At 71.1% G+C, this 13,480-nt stretch carries 10 protein-coding genes; 6 read left to right on the top strand and 4 right to left on the bottom strand.

All coding sequences use genetic code 11. The features are described 5' to 3' along the window. The first annotated feature begins 65 nt into the window (after positions 1 to 65). Together ggt and DFH01_RS14220 are read left to right on the top strand one after the other, a co-directional pair. Positions 66 to 1,673, top strand: coding sequence for a gamma-glutamyltransferase (ggt, locus tag DFH01_RS14225; protein WP_109871123.1), 1,608 nt, complete (start codon positions 66 to 68; stop codon positions 1,671 to 1,673). A gap of 30 nt (positions 1,674 to 1,703) precedes the next feature. Further along, complete coding sequence (locus tag DFH01_RS14220; protein WP_109871122.1) at positions 1,704 to 3,200, top strand: amidase; 1,497 nt, start codon at positions 1,704 to 1,706, stop codon at positions 3,198 to 3,200. Between the two features lies 1 nt (position 3,201). On the opposite strand, the gene DFH01_RS14215 is transcribed toward DFH01_RS14220, so the two are convergent. Both DFH01_RS14215 and DFH01_RS14210 read right to left on the bottom strand, forming a co-directional pair. After that, positions 3,202 to 3,450: a hypothetical protein gene (locus DFH01_RS14215; RefSeq protein ID WP_146217061.1), complete on the bottom strand. Its 249-nt coding sequence runs from the start codon at positions 3,448 to 3,450 to the stop codon at positions 3,202 to 3,204. Positions 3,451 to 3,576: 126 nt separating this feature from the next. Next, on the bottom strand, positions 3,577 to 3,831 hold the full coding sequence (locus DFH01_RS14210) for an Lrp/AsnC ligand binding domain-containing protein (protein ID WP_109871120.1): 255 nt from the start codon (positions 3,829 to 3,831) through the stop codon (positions 3,577 to 3,579). A gap of 273 nt (positions 3,832 to 4,104) precedes the next feature. Between DFH01_RS14210 and DFH01_RS14205 the strand changes: the two genes are divergently transcribed. From DFH01_RS14205 to DFH01_RS14195, 3 genes are all read left to right on the top strand, one after another. Continuing rightward, the gene (locus tag DFH01_RS14205; protein ID WP_109871119.1) at positions 4,105 to 5,223 is read left to right on the top strand and encodes an efflux RND transporter periplasmic adaptor subunit; all 1,119 of its coding nucleotides are present in this window, start codon (positions 4,105 to 4,107) and stop codon (positions 5,221 to 5,223) included. A gap of 25 nt (positions 5,224 to 5,248) precedes the next feature. Next, a complete protein-coding gene (locus DFH01_RS14200) occupies positions 5,249 to 8,410 on the top strand; it encodes an efflux RND transporter permease subunit (protein WP_109871118.1) in 3,162 nt (1,053 codons plus the stop codon). 68 nt (positions 8,411 to 8,478) lie between these two features. Further along, positions 8,479 to 10,155 (top strand): thiamine pyrophosphate-dependent enzyme, encoded by a 1,677-nt coding sequence (locus DFH01_RS14195; protein WP_109871117.1) that lies wholly within the window; start codon positions 8,479 to 8,481, stop codon positions 10,153 to 10,155. Positions 10,156 to 10,354: 199 nt separating this feature from the next. Here DFH01_RS14195 and DFH01_RS14190 read toward each other — a convergent pair whose 3' ends face one another. Next, positions 10,355 to 12,145, bottom strand: a complete 1,791-nt coding sequence (locus DFH01_RS14190; protein ID WP_109871116.1) for a gamma-glutamyltransferase family protein — start codon at positions 12,143 to 12,145, stop codon at positions 10,355 to 10,357. A gap of 80 nt (positions 12,146 to 12,225) precedes the next feature. Here DFH01_RS14190 and phnN point away from each other — a divergent pair, with 80 nt between their 5' ends. Further along, positions 12,226 to 12,783 (top strand): phosphonate metabolism protein/1,5-bisphosphokinase (PRPP-forming) PhnN, encoded by a 558-nt coding sequence (gene phnN, locus DFH01_RS14185; protein ID WP_233256112.1) that lies wholly within the window; start codon positions 12,226 to 12,228, stop codon positions 12,781 to 12,783. A 4-nt stretch (positions 12,784 to 12,787) separates the two neighbouring features. Here phnN and DFH01_RS14180 read toward each other — a convergent pair whose 3' ends face one another. Continuing rightward, positions 12,788 to 13,459, bottom strand: a complete 672-nt coding sequence (locus DFH01_RS14180) for a DUF1045 domain-containing protein (protein WP_109871115.1) — start codon at positions 13,457 to 13,459, stop codon at positions 12,788 to 12,790. Positions 13,460 to 13,480: the final 21 nt, after the last annotated feature.

Raw genomic sequence — 13,480 nt, 5'->3', positions numbered from 1 at the left:
CGGGCCGCATTCGCGGCCTCGGCCGGCATGGCCGGCCGCATGGTTGAGACCGAGCAGGTGAAACGATGAAGCGCGATTTCCACGCACCCGGCCGCAGCGCCGTCTATGCCGCGAACGGGATGGCGGCGACCTCCATGCCGCAGGCGACGCTCGCCGCGCTCGACATCCTGCGCGCCGGCGGCAATGCGCTCGACGCCGCCATCGCCGCCGCCGCCGTGCTGGCGGTGGTGGAGCCGCAATCCACCGGCATCGGCGGCGACTGCTTCTGCCTGTATGCGCCGGCCGGCACGGGGAAGGTCGTCGCGATCAACGGCTCCGGCCGCGCGCCGCGTGGTGCCACGCCGGAGGCGCTGCGCGCCGCGGGCCTCACGCAGATGGAGCCGCTCTCGGCGCATTCCGTGACGGTGCCCGGCGCCGTCGCCGCCTGGGAGGCGCTGAACCGCGCGCATGGGCGCAAGGGCATGGAGGAGCTGCTGCAGCCCGCCATCCGCTTCGCGGAGGAGGGATTCTTCCTTTCCGGCCGCGTGGCGCATGACTGGGCCTCCTCGGTCGGCAAGCTGTCGAAGCACCCGGCGACGGCGCGGCGCTTCCTGAAGGATGGCCAGCCCTATGGGCTCGGTGACCGCTTCGCGCAGCCGGAGCTCGCGGCCACGCTGCGCGCCATCGCGAAGGGCGGCGCCAAGGCCTTCTACGAAGGTGCGATCGCCGCTGACATGGTGGCGACGCTGCGCGAGGCCGGCGGCACCCATGCCGAGGCGGATTTCGCCCGCGCCGCCGCCGGCGCCGACTTCGTCGAGCCGATCCGGCGCGCCTGGCGCGGCATGGAGGTGTTCCAGTGCCCGCCCAACGGATCGGGCCTGCTGGTGCTGATGATCCTCGGCATGATCGAGCGGCTGGGCACCGCGGAGGGCGGCTTCCTCTCGGTCGAGCGGATGCATCGCCACATCGAGGCCGCGCGCCTGGCCTATCGCGACCGCGACGCCTTCCTGGCCGACCCGGCGCAGGTGGAGGTGCCGGTCGCGAAGCTGACCTCCGACGCCTATCTCGAGAAGCTGGCGAAGCTGATCCGCGACGAGGCGGCGATGGCCGAGATGCCGCCGGCGGGCGAGGCCGATTGGGCGAAGCACAAGGACACCGTCTATCTCTGCGTCGTGGACCGCGACGGCAATGCGTGCAGCTTCATCAACTCGCTCTTCGAAGGCTTCGGCAGCGGCATCCTCGCCGAGAAGTCGGGCGTCATGCTGCACAACCGCGGCTTCGGCTTCCGCCTGCAGGAAGGCCATCCGAACTGCATCGCGCCGGACAAGCGCCCGATGCACACCATCATCCCCGGCATGGTGATGAAGGACGGGCAGGCGGTGATGCCCTTCGGCGTGATGGGCGGCCACTACCAGCCGATGGGCCAGACCTGGTTCCTCGCCAACCACTTCGAATACGGCCTGGACGTTCAGGAGGCCCTGGACGCGCCGCGCCTCTTCCCGCGCCTCGGCAAGGTGCAGGTGGAGCGCGGCATCCCGAACGCGGCCGTGGACCGGCTGAACCGCCTCGGCCACGAATGCGAGCTGATCGACAAGCCGCATGGCGGCGGCCAGGCCATCCTGATCGACCGGGAGAAGGGGTGCCTCGTCGGCGGCTCCGACCCGCGCAAGGATGGCTGCGCGATGGGCTACTGAGCCCGGCTGAACCAGAAGGACCGCGTCGCGATGACCGAACCCTGCGACCTGACTGCCGTCGCCGCACGCCGCATGATCGGCGCGCGCAAGCTGAGCCCCGTCGAGCTGCTGGACAGCTGCCTCACGCGCATCCGCCAGGTGAACCCGGCGGTGAACGCGATGGTCGCGCTGGACGAGGAACGCGCCCGCGCCACGGCGAAGGCGGCGGAGCAGGCGGTGATGAGCGGCGCGAAGCTCGGCCCGCTGCATGGCCTGCCCATCGGGATCAAGGACCTGGAGGAGACCAAGGGCCTGCGCACCACCTGGGGCAGCCCGCTCTTCGCCGATCACGTCCCGACCCGGGACGAGGCGATGGTGGCGAATCTCCGCGCGGCGGGCGCCATCGTGGTGGGCAAGACCAACACGCCGGAATTCGGCGCCGGCGCCAACACGCGCAACACCGTCTATGGCGCGACGGGCAATCCCTTCGATCCGACGAAGTCCGCCGCCGGATCGTCCGGCGGCTCCGCGGTGGCGCTGGCGACGGGGATGGTGCCGATCGCCTCGGGCAGCGACACCGGCGGGTCCCTCCGCAACCCGGCGGCCTTCAACGGCATCGTCGGCTTCCGCCCCTCGCCGGGGCTGGTGCCGAGCGAGCGGCGCGGCCTCGGCTGGTCGAACCTGCCGGTGCTGGGGCCGATGGCGCGCACCGCCGAGGATTGCGCGCTGCTGCTCTCCGCCATGGCCGATGACGACGCGCTCGATCCGCTCGCCTACAGCCTGCCGGCACGCGCCGTGCGGAAGGGCGACCGGGACCTGTTCCCCCCGATGCCGGTGGACCTCTCGACGCTGCGCGTGGCGGCGACGCCCGATTTCGGCTTCGCGCCCACCGAGAAGCACATCCGCGAGGTGTTCGCCGAGCGCGTCGCGGCGCTGCAGCCGCTGTTCGGCCGCGTCGCCCAGGCGACTCCCGATTGCCGGGGCAGCGACGAGGCCTTCGAGGTGCTGCGGGCGGCCAGCTTCCTGCAGGCGCATCTCGAGAAGGCGCGGAAGACGCCCGACATGGTCGGGCCGAATGTCCGCGCCAATGTCGAGGAAGGGCTGCGCTACAGCCTGGCCGACTATGCCCGCGCCGCGGCCGAGCAGACCCGGCTCTATCGCGTCTGGCAGGGCTTCTTCCGCGACCACGACGTGATCATCACGCCCGCCATCACGATCAGCCCGCGCAACTGGCGCGAGCTGTATCCCGCCGAGATCGACGGCCAGCCGACCCGGACCTACTTCCACTGGCTGGCCATGGCCTATGCGGTGACGCTGGTGGGGCACCCGGCGATCAGCATCCCGCTCGGCAAGGACCGCGCCGGCATGCCCTTCGGCCTGCAGATCGTCGGGCCGCGCGGCGGGGATGCGCTGGTGATGGCGGTGGCGGCGGCGATCGAGGCGGCGGTGGCCGGCGACGCCACGCTCGCCCGCCCGGTGCCCGACATCGCCGCGCTGAAGGCGGCGCGGCCGATCTCGGAAATGCCGGAGTTCCGGACCTGGGGCTGAGCTACCAGCCCCGGTAGTAGGGCCTCGGCCGGTAGCCATATCCATAGGCGGGCCTGCCGTACCGATAGGCAGGCCGCCCATAATAGTAGTTGTTGGTGTAGCGCGGCCGGTCATTGGCAGCGGACGCGATCGCCAGCCCCGCGACCGCCGCGCCGGCGCCGAGCGCGACCGTCGCCGGCACGTTCAGGCTGCCGTCAGGGTTGGTGCAGGCGCCGAGCAGCACGGCGCCGGACAGGGCGAGGACAGGCATCAGCCGCATCGTCGGTTCCTCCAAGGCTCGGAGTCTCGCCGCGGCCGGCGGCCCGCATCCGGCGCCCGTGTGGCCGGACGGCGTCGAATGCGGCAGCGCCGAGGCAGGGAGCGGGCCGGCGGTGCTTCAGCCCCGGCCGCCGGAGAAGGCGTTGAAGGTCTGCAGGGTGTAGGTGTCCTTAACGCCGGGAACGCTTTGCACCCGCTCCACCACGAACAGGCCGATGTCCTCGTCGGCCTCGAGGTAGAACTTCCCGAGCAGGTCGTACTGCCCGCTGATGGAATGCATCTCGGACAGCTGCGGGATGGAATCGGCCATTTCGCGGGCGACCTTGTACGCCTGCCCCATCTCGCACTTGATCATCACGAAAATTGCGCGCATCGCCCCTCGCTCCCGCGGCTTCCGGCACCACATTGGTCTGGTCGCGGGCGGGGGGCTAGCTGTGCCCCCGCCCTCCAACGGCACGTTTCTTGATAAGCTGTCCGCTGCTTGGCTTCCACGTCCGCCCTCGCACGCGCCGTGCCGGGCGGATTTTGCTTGGGGGCCTGTCCAACCGGGTGGGACTGAACCCGGCCGGAGAAACAAACCGACACGAATCGGCCCTTGCCGGAACGTGGCCGTCGCGCGAGAAGTTCGGGGGTCAGGATAAACCGAATGCGAACACTTCCCCAGCTTGCCATTCTGGCCCTCGTCGGAGGGCTCGGTGCCGCGTGGCACATCTATGGCGAGCAGGTCGGGCTGCCGCGCCCGCTGGCGCTGGTGGGGCTGGAGGCGGCTGCGCCGACCGGGCCGCAACGCGGCGGCGGGGCCGGCGCTCCGGTGGGCGTGGTCGTGTCCCCGGTGCGCACCGGCACGGTGGTGGATCGGGCGGAGAGCGTCGGCACCGTGCGGGCGCGGGATGCCGTGACCATCACCGCCAAGGTGACCGGGATCGTCCAGGCGATCCGTTTCCAGGAAGGCCAGCGGGTGCCGGAAGGCGAGGTGCTTGTGGAGCTCGACGCCGCGGCGCTGCGGGCCGAGCTGGACCAGGCCCGCGCCCTGTTCGACGACGCCCGCAGCCAGCTCGTCCGCGCCCGAGGCCTGCAGCCCGGCCAAACCATCACCGCGCAGCGGCTGGAAACGCTCGAAGCCGTCACCCGCCAGGCGGAAGGCCGGGTGCGCCAGGCCCAGGCGCGCCTTGAGGAGCTGCGCGTCACCGCCCCCTTCAGCGGCCGCGTCGGCCTGCGCCAAGTGAGTGTCGGCGCGCTGGTGCAGCCGGGAACGGTGGTGACCACCCTCGACGACATCTCCCGCGTGCGGGTCGAGTTCTCGGTGCCCGAGATCTACGTGGCCCGCGTGCGTGAGGGCAGCGCCGTGACGGCCCGCGCGGCCGCCTTCGGGGACCGGCGCTTCCAGGGCCGCGTCGCCGTGGTGGACACCCGGATCGACACGACCACGCGGACCGTGCGCGTGATCAGCGAGTTCGACAACGCCGACGAGGCGCTGAAGCCCGGCCTGTTCATGACGGTCGAGATCGAGATGCAGCGCCGCGACGATGCGCTGCTGGTGGCGGAGGAAGCGCTCGACCCGCTGGGCGACCGCAACTTCGTCTATGTCATCCGCGACAACCGCGCGCGCCGCGTGGAGGTTCGCCTCGGCCAGCGGCTGCCGGGCGAGGTCGAGATCCTGTCCGGCGTCCGGCCGGGCGATGCGGTGGTGGTGCGCGGCCTGCAGCGCCTGCGGAACGACGCGCCCGTGCGCGTGACCGAAACCCTGACGCGGCCGACCTCCTGACCGGGGGGCGGGGAAGGCACACGCCATGGTCCTGTCCGACATCTCGATCAAGCGCCCGGTCTTCGCGACCGTGGTCAGCCTGCTGCTGATCGTCCTCGGCCTCGCTTCGCTCTCGAAGCTGCCGATCCGCGAATACCCGAAGATCGACCCGCCGGTGATCTCCGTCACCACCACCTATCGCGGCGCTTCGGCCGCGGTGATCGACACCCAGATCACCGAGCTGATCGAGGCCGCGGTCGCGGGGATCGAGGGCATCAAGTACATCACCTCGCAGTCGCGCGACGAGCGCAGCCAGGTGACCATCGAGTTCCGGCTCACGCGCGACGTGGACGCGGCCTCAAACGACGTGCGCGACCGCGTAGCGCGCACGCTTGCGCGCCTGCCCGATGCCGCCGACACGCCGATCGTCGCCAAGGTGGACGGCGATGCGCGCCCGATCCTGTGGATCGCGCTCGTCTCCGACCAGCTCTCCGGCATGGAGCTGACCGAGATCGCCCGCCGGCGCTTCGCCGATCGGCTGGCGGTGGTGGATGGCGTGGCGCAGGTGCTGGTGCTGGGCGAGCGAAAGCCCTCCATGCGGATCTGGCTCGACCGCCAGGCGCTCGCCGCGCGCGGGCTGACCGTGCAGGACATCGAGGACGCGATCCGGCGCGAGAATGTCGAGCTGCCCGGCGGTCGCATCGAGAGCCAGGCGCGCGAGCTGACCGTGCGCACCGACACGCGCATGAGCCGGCCGGAGCAGTTCCGCCAGGTCGTGATCAGTCGGGTGGGCGGCGCGCACGTGCTGCTCGGCGACGTCGCGACGGTGGAGGTCGCGCCCGAGGACACGCGCGGCGGCTACCGCATCAACGGCAAGCCCGCGGTCGGCCTCGGGATCCTGAGGCAGTCCACCGCGAACACGCTCTCCGTCGCCGAAGGCGTGAAGGAGGAGGTGGAGCGCATCCGCGGCGCCGTCCCCGAAGGCGTGGAGGTGGTGGTCGGCTACGACGAGAGCCTGTTCATCAGCCAGTCCATCTACGAGGTGGAGCACGCGCTGATGATCGCGCTGGCCCTCGTCGTGGTGGTGATCTTCTTCTTCCTGCGATCCTGGCGAGCCACCATCATCCCGGCGGTCGCGATCCCCGTCTCGATCATCGGGTCCTTCATCGCGCTTGCCGCGCTCGGCTTCTCCATCAACGTTCTGACGCTCCTCGGCCTCGTGCTGGCGATCGGCCTCGTGGTGGACGACGCCATCGTGGTGCTGGAGAACATCCATCGCCGCATCGAGGAGGGCGAGCATCCGCTGCTCGCCTCCCTCCGGGGCGCGCGGGAGATCGCCTTCGCGGTGATCGCGACGACGCTGGTGCTGGTGTCGGTGTTCCTGCCGCTGTCCTTCATGGGCGGCAACACGGGACGCCTGTTCACCGAGTTCGGCTTCGCGCTGGCGGCTTCCGTGGTGTTCTCCGGCCTGATCGCGCTGACGCTGACGCCGATGATGTGCTCCAAGCTGCTCAAGCCGCATGAGGGCGAGAGCCGGCTGGTGCGCTGGACCGAGCCCTTCTTCCTCGGGATGAACTGGCTGCTGCGTGTCACGCTGAAGCGGGCGCTGGCTGCGCCGCTGATCACGCTCGGCGTCATGGGCCTGGTCTCGGCGCTCGCCGTGGCGCTGTTCCAGGTGATCCCGAAGGAGTTCGCGCCGACCGAGGATCGCGGCGTCGTCATCATCCCGACCACCGGACCCGAGGGCGCGAGCTTCGCCTACACCGGCGAGCATGTGCAGCGGATCGAGCAGATCGTGCAGCCCTATGTCGAGAGCGGGGAGGTGGAGTCGATCTTCGCCACGGTGGGCGGCTTCCAGCGGCCGGCGCAGGGCAACGTCGCCAACGTGTTCGTGCGGCTCGCCCCCTGGCATGAGCGCGAGCGCAAGCAGCAGGCCATCACGGCCGAGATCATGCCGCGCCTGCTGCAGATCCCGGGCGTGCGCGCCTTCGCGCTCAACCCGCCCTCGCTCGGCCAGCGCGGCTTCCAGCCGCCGGTGCAGTTCGTGATCGGCGGCACCGACTACGCCACGCTGGTCGAGTGGCGTGACCGCTTCCTCGCCCGCGCGCGGGAGAACCCGCGACTGCTCAACCTCGACAGCAACTTCCGGGAGACGAAGCCGGAGATCCGCGTGGACATCGACCGGCGCAAGGCGGCGGAACTCGGTGTCTCGATCCAGGCGGTCGGCCGCACCATCGAGACCATGCTCGGCTCGCGCGAGGTCGGCACCTATGTGCAGGGCGGCGAGGAATACCGCATCCTGCTGCAGGCGCGCGAGGAGGACCGCGCGACGCCCTACGACCTGCAGAACATCTTCGTCCGCACCAGCGCGGGCGGCGCGCTCGGGCTGATCGGCACCGGCGGCGCCCAGCAGGGCGGCCTCGTGCCGCTCGCCAATGTCGTCACCCTGTCGGAACGCGCACGGCCGCAGAGCCTGGCGCGCGAGGACCGCGTGCGCGCCATCACCATCTCGGCCTCCCTCGCGCCCGGCTACACGCTCGGCGAGGCGCTGGCCTTCATGGAGGGCGTGGCGCGCGAGGTGCTGCCGCCGGAGGCGCGGATCAGCTATCGTGGCCAGAGCCTGGAGTTCAAGGAAAGCTCCGGCGCGCTGTATGTCACCTTCGCCCTGGCGCTGCTGGTGGTGTTCCTGGTGCTGGCCGCGCAGTTCGAGAGCTTCGTCCACCCCTTCATCATCCTGCTCTCGACGCCGCTGGCGGTCACGGGCGGCCTGCTGGCGCTGCACCTGACCGGGCAGTCGCTCAACGTCTTCAGCCAGATCGGCATGATCCTGCTGATCGGATTGATGGCGAAGAACGGCATCCTGGTGGTGGAATTCGCCAACCAGCTGCGCGACCGCGGGCTGTCCATCCACGACGCGGTGCTGGAAGCCTCCGTGGTGCGGCTGCGGCCCATCCTGATGACATCGATCGCCACCGTGTTCGGCGCCGTTCCGCTCGCGATGGCGACGGGCGCGGGCGCCGAGAGCCGCATGGCGATCGGCTGGGTGATCGTGGGCGGCGTCTCGCTCTCCACCATCCTCACCCTCTACGCGGTGCCGGCGCTCTACCTGCTGCTGGCCGGCTACACCAAGCCGATCGGCGCCATCGCCGCGCGGCTGACGGAACTCGAGAAGCGCGACCCAGTGCCGCATCCGGCGCCGGCCGAGTAAGTCGGCCGGAGTAGGCGGGTCATCCGCCCTGGGCTAAACCTCCGCACGCTGAGTGCGGAGGAAGGCTCATGGCGGATGCGGCGAGGCCGGAAGGTCGGACGGGCGGGCAGTTGCTGGCGGATGCGCTGGTGGCGAACGGTGCCACCCACGTTTTCGCCGTGCCCGGCGAGAGCTATCTCGACCTGCTCGACGGCCTCTACAACCAGCGCAACCGCATCGAGCTGGTGACCTGCCGCTTCGAGGCTGGCGCCGTCCACATGGCCGAGGCTCAGGGCAAGCTTACGGGGCGCCCCGGCGTCGCCGTCGTCACGCGCGGCCCCGGCGCCTGCCACGCCGCGATCGGCGTGCATGTGGCGCAGCAGGACAGCACGCCGCTGGTGCTGCTGGTCGGGCAGATCCCGGTTTCCGAGACTGACCGCGAATCCTTCCAGGAAGTGGACTATCGCCGCTTCTTCTCCCCAATCGCGAAATGGGTGACGCAGATCGACGAGGCCGCGCGCATCCCCGAGCTGATGGCGCATGCCTTCGACGTGGCCGTCAGCGGCCGCCCCGGTCCCGTCGTCGTTGCGCTCAGCGAGGAGATGCAGAAGCACCTGGCCAGCGTGCCGGACATCGGGCCGCAGCCCGTGCTGCCGCCGCATCCGGCGCCCGATGCGATCCCGCGCCTGATGGCGATGCTGGCGAAGGCGGAGAAGCCGCTCGCCATCCTCGGTGGCACGCGCTGGACGGATGAGGGCCGCGCCGCAATTCGCGACTTCCTCGTCGGCAACGACATCCCCGTCGCCGTCGCTTTCCGTCGCCAGGGCTTGTTCGACGGAACGAGCCCGCACTACGCGGGCGATCTCGGCGTCGGCGCGGATGCGCAGCTCGTCGCGAAGGCGAAGGAGGCCGACCTGATCCTCGCGATCGGCACGCGCCTCGGCGAGCCGGTGAGCCAGGGCTACACGCTGTTCGACCTCGCCGGCGGCAAGCCGATCGTGCAGGTGCATCCCGAGCAGAGCGAGATCGGGCGAGTGCATCGCGTGGCGCTCGGCGTCGTTTCCGACCTCAACGCCTTCGCGCAGGCCGTCACGGCGCAGCGTGTGGCGCAGCCGCGCTGGGGCGCCTGGCGCCAATCGGTGCGCGCGGCGCGCGAGGCGCAGGCGAAGGCGCCCGAATACGAGGGGCCGCTGAACCTCGCCGTCGCGCTGCAGCAGCTCGAGCAGGTGCTGCCCGACGACACGATCTTCACGACGGACGCCGGCAACTTCGCCACCTGGCCGACGCGCTTCATGCATCTGCGCGAGAAGCAGGAATTCCTAGGCCCGACCAATGGCGCGATGGGCTATGGCGTTCCCGCCTCCATCGGCGCCGCCATCACCAACCCCGGCCGCTGCGTTCTCTGCTTCGTCGGCGACGGCGGCGCGTTGATGACGGGGCAGGAACTCGCCACCGCCTTCCACCACGGTGCCGCGCCGATCATCATGGTGTTCAACAACGGCATGTACGGCACGATCCGCATGTACCAGGAGCGCACCTATCCCGGCCGCGTCTCCGGCACCGCGCTGACGAACCCCGACTTCGCCCGCTTCATCGAAAGCTTCGGCGGCCATGGCGAGGTGGTGACCGCCACCGACGAACTCGTCCCCGCCTTCCAGCGCGCACGCGCCAGCGGCAAGCCGGCGATCATCGAAGTGCGCACGAACCCCGAGCAGGTGACCAACCGCGCGACGATCGCACAGCTGCGGGAGCAGGCGACGCGGTAGGGCGGAGCGCGTTGCGGGGGCGCTGCCCCCGCGCCCCCGCCGGGGAGCTTGAAGCTCCCCGGACCCCTGCATTCGCTTTTCAACGCCGAAGGCGGAGGGGGCCTGAAGCCCCCTCCGCCTTCGGCGTTAAACGGTCGCGGGTTCCAGGGGCCTCTGGCCCCTGGTGGGGGTGCAGGGGGCAAGGCCCCCTGCATGGCCGCTACCGCCCGACCGCGTAGCCCTGCATCCCGCGCGGGTTCGCGCCGGCGAAGAGTTGGCCGTCGGTCTCCTGCCTGGCGCCGGTCAGGCGTCCTTCCGACCAGTCGCCGCCAACTTCCGCCAGGTGGCCGCGGTCGCGCAGCGCCATCGCGACGTCGGGCGCGTAGCGGCCCTCGATCACCACCTTCCCGGGCTTCGCCGCGCGCGGCCAGAAGGAGGAGATCCAGTGTTCCGTGTGGAAGGACGGCGCGTCGATCGCCTGCTGGATCGTCATCGCGTGGTCCACCATGCGGGCGAACATGATGGGCTGCCACTGGTCCTGCTGCTCGCCGCCGGGCGTGCCGAAGCTCATCCAGGGGCGGCCGTCCTTCAGCGCCATCGCAGGGGAGAGCGTGGTGCGCGGCCGCTTGCCGGGGAGCAGGCCGTTCGGATGCTTCTCGTCCAGCCAGAACATCTGCCCGCGCGTGCCGAGGCAGAAGCCGAGTTCCGGGATCGCCGGCGAGGATTGCAGCCATCCGCCGGATGGCGTGGCGCTGACCATGTTCCCCTGGCTGTCGATGACATCCACGTGGCAGGTGTCGCCGCCCGAGGCGCCGAGCCGTGCGACGGTCGGCTCGCCCGCGCCGGCCGCGCGCGTCATCCATTCGTTCCGCGCCTCCGCGGCCGCGAAGTCGGGCGCGGGGCGGTCGAAGCCGGGGATGCTGCCGGGGCGCAGCTCCATCGAGGCGCTCTCGCCGATCAGCTTGCGGCGTTCGGCGACGTACTCCTCCGACAGCAGCGCGTGGATCGGCACGTCCACGAAGTTGGGGTCGCCGTAGAAGGCCTCGCGATCGGCGAAGGAGAGCTTGAGGCATTCGACGACCGTGTGGATGAAGCGCTCGCCGAGCGGGTCCATGGCGCCGATGTCGAAGCCCTCCAGCAGCGCCATTGTCTGCAGCATGGTCGGGCCCTGGCTCCAGACGCCGCATTTCAGCAGCGTGGTGCCGCGGTAGTCGCGCTTCAGCGGCGCCTCGATCCCGGCGCGCCACTTTGCCATGTCGTCGCCGGTCAGCACGCCCTTGTGGCGGCGGCCGGAGGTGTCGAGCACCTCGTTCGTGCGGAAGAAGCGGTCGATCGCCTCGGCGACGAAGCCGCCGTACCAGGCGCCCCGCGCCGCCTCGATCTGCGCCACGCGATCATGCCCGGCGGCCTCGGCCTCGCGCAGCAGGCGCTCCCAGGTGTCGGCCAGCGTCGGGTTGGCCCAGAGCTTGCCTTCCTGCGGCCCGCCATCGCGCAGCCACAGCGCGGCGGAGGTCTTCCATTCCTGCTCGAACATCGGGCGCACGGTGTTCAGCGTGGCGATGATGCGCGGCACGTAGTGCACGCCGCGCCGCGCATAGCCGATCGCGTAGGACAGCACGTCGCGCAGCGACCAGGTGCCGAAGTCGCGCAGCATCAGCACCCAGGCGTCGAAGGCGCCCGGCACCATCGCGGGCAGCAGCCCCGTGCCCGGCACGAGGTCGAGTCCCAGATCGTCGCGCACATGGCCGATGGTGAGCCCTGCGGGCGCGACGCCCTGGCCGCAGATCACGTGCTGCGCGCCGGACTTCGCGTCATGCACGATGATCGGGGCGTCGCCGCCCGGCCCGTTCAGATGCGGCTCCACCACCTGCAGACAGAAGCCCGCCGCCGCCGCCGCGTCGAAGGCGTTGCCGCCGCGCTCCAGCACGCTCATCCCGACCTGGGAGGCGATCCAGTGCGTGGAGGCGACGACGCCGAAGCTGCCGGCGATCTCGGGGCGGGTTGTGAACATGCGATGAACCTTCGTGGTGGTCCGCTTGAGGATGCGGATAGGCGCAGGCAGAACGGCAAGGGTCAAGACGGAGGGATCGCGTGCTTGTCGCGGTCGTCGGCCCCTCGGGCGCCGGCAAGGATACGCTGATGGCGGGCGCGCGGGCGCAGCTGGCCGGGGATCCGCGGATCCGTTTCGCCTGTCGCGTGATCACCCGCCCCGCCGAAGCCGGCGGCGAGGACCATGTCCCGGCGACGGAGGAGGAATTCGCGCGGCTGCGCGAGGCCGGCGGCTTCGCCCTGTGGTGGCAGGCGCATGGCCTGTCCTACGGTATCCCGGTGCATCAGGCGGCCGGGATCGGGCAGGGTTTCGTCATCGTGGCGAATCTCTCGCGCGGCGTGCTGCAGGACGCTGCCACGCGCTTTCCCCTCATGGTGCTGGAGATCACCGCCCCGGCCGCGGTGCTGGCCGCGCGCCTGGCGGAACGTGGGCGAGAGGCGGCGGAGGACGTGGCGCGGCGCCTGGCGCGGGAAGCGGCCTTGCCGCCTGGCCTGACGGTGCATCAAGTGATGAATGACGGCCCGCGGGAGCAGGGCATCGCGCAGGTGGTGGCGGCGCTGCGCTCGGCCGCGAATGCCGTCGCGACCGCGCGGCGCTGACGGCTCAGCCGAGCAGCGGCAGGCGCTCCGCGATCAGGAAGGGCGCGCCGGGCGCGGCCTGGGTGAACAGGCACAGTTCCGTCACACTGCGGGGCAGGGCGGGCGCCTCGCCCAGATGGGCCGTGAGCACGGGCTGCACCACCGCGCGCTCCGCCTCCGTCAGGCGCCGGCTCAGCGTGACGTGGAACCACCATTCGTCGAAGACATAGGGGTAGCCCCAGCGCTGGATGTGCTCGCGCTGGCGGGGCGTCGCGCGCTCCGGCCGGCGGCGCGCGATCTCCTCCGGCGAGGGCGCGGCGCGATGGTGGTCGAGCGCCTCCACGCAGGCGTCGCAAAAGGCCTGCAGCGGCGCCGACTTCTCGCCCTCCAGCAGCGCGAGGAAGCCGTGATGCTCGGCCAGCACCAACGGCGGCAGCGCGAAGGGCCGCGTGCGTGCGGCGAGCGCCATCGCATCCGCGCGGAAGGCGTGCCAGTCGGTCGCGAGCCGGAAGGGCGGCTTCATCGTGCCATGCAGGCCATAGCCGCGCGCATCGGCGGTGATCTCGGCGATGTCGAGGCCGGGAAGCGCCGGCTGCGGCAGCGTCGCGCCTGTCTCCGCATCGCGGCCGAGCCAGGCGGAGCCGAGGCGGTGCAGCGGGTCCTCGAGCCGTGGCGCCCAGTAGAGCGCCACCCTCATAGCCGCGCTCCTGTGCAGCCA

It is taken from the genome of Falsiroseomonas bella (assembly GCF_003173615.1).
GTDB classification, from domain to species: Bacteria; Pseudomonadota; Alphaproteobacteria; order Acetobacterales; family Acetobacteraceae; genus Falsiroseomonas; species Falsiroseomonas bella.
The sequence above is the reverse complement of the archived record's forward strand: the minus strand, read 5'-3'. Positions and strand labels throughout refer to the sequence as shown.

Coding starts and splice junctions, on each gene's coding strand:
- ggt (WP_109871123.1), top strand. CDS start 66: ATGAAGCGCGATTTCCACGCACCCGGCCGCAGCGCCGTCTATGCCGCG.
- DFH01_RS14220 (WP_109871122.1), top strand. CDS start 1,704: ATGACCGAACCCTGCGACCTGACTGCCGTCGCCGCACGCCGCATGATC.
- DFH01_RS14215 (WP_146217061.1), bottom strand. CDS start 3,450: ATGCCTGTCCTCGCCCTGTCCGGCGCCGTGCTGCTCGGCGCCTGCACC.
- DFH01_RS14210 (WP_109871120.1), bottom strand. CDS start 3,831: ATGCGCGCAATTTTCGTGATGATCAAGTGCGAGATGGGGCAGGCGTAC.
- DFH01_RS14205 (WP_109871119.1), top strand. CDS start 4,105: ATGCGAACACTTCCCCAGCTTGCCATTCTGGCCCTCGTCGGAGGGCTC.
- DFH01_RS14200 (WP_109871118.1), top strand. CDS start 5,249: ATGGTCCTGTCCGACATCTCGATCAAGCGCCCGGTCTTCGCGACCGTG.
- DFH01_RS14195 (WP_109871117.1), top strand. CDS start 8,479: ATGGCGGATGCGGCGAGGCCGGAAGGTCGGACGGGCGGGCAGTTGCTG.
- DFH01_RS14190 (WP_109871116.1), bottom strand. CDS start 12,145: ATGTTCACAACCCGCCCCGAGATCGCCGGCAGCTTCGGCGTCGTCGCC.
- DFH01_RS14180 (WP_109871115.1), bottom strand. CDS start 13,459: ATGAGGGTGGCGCTCTACTGGGCGCCACGGCTCGAGGACCCGCTGCAC.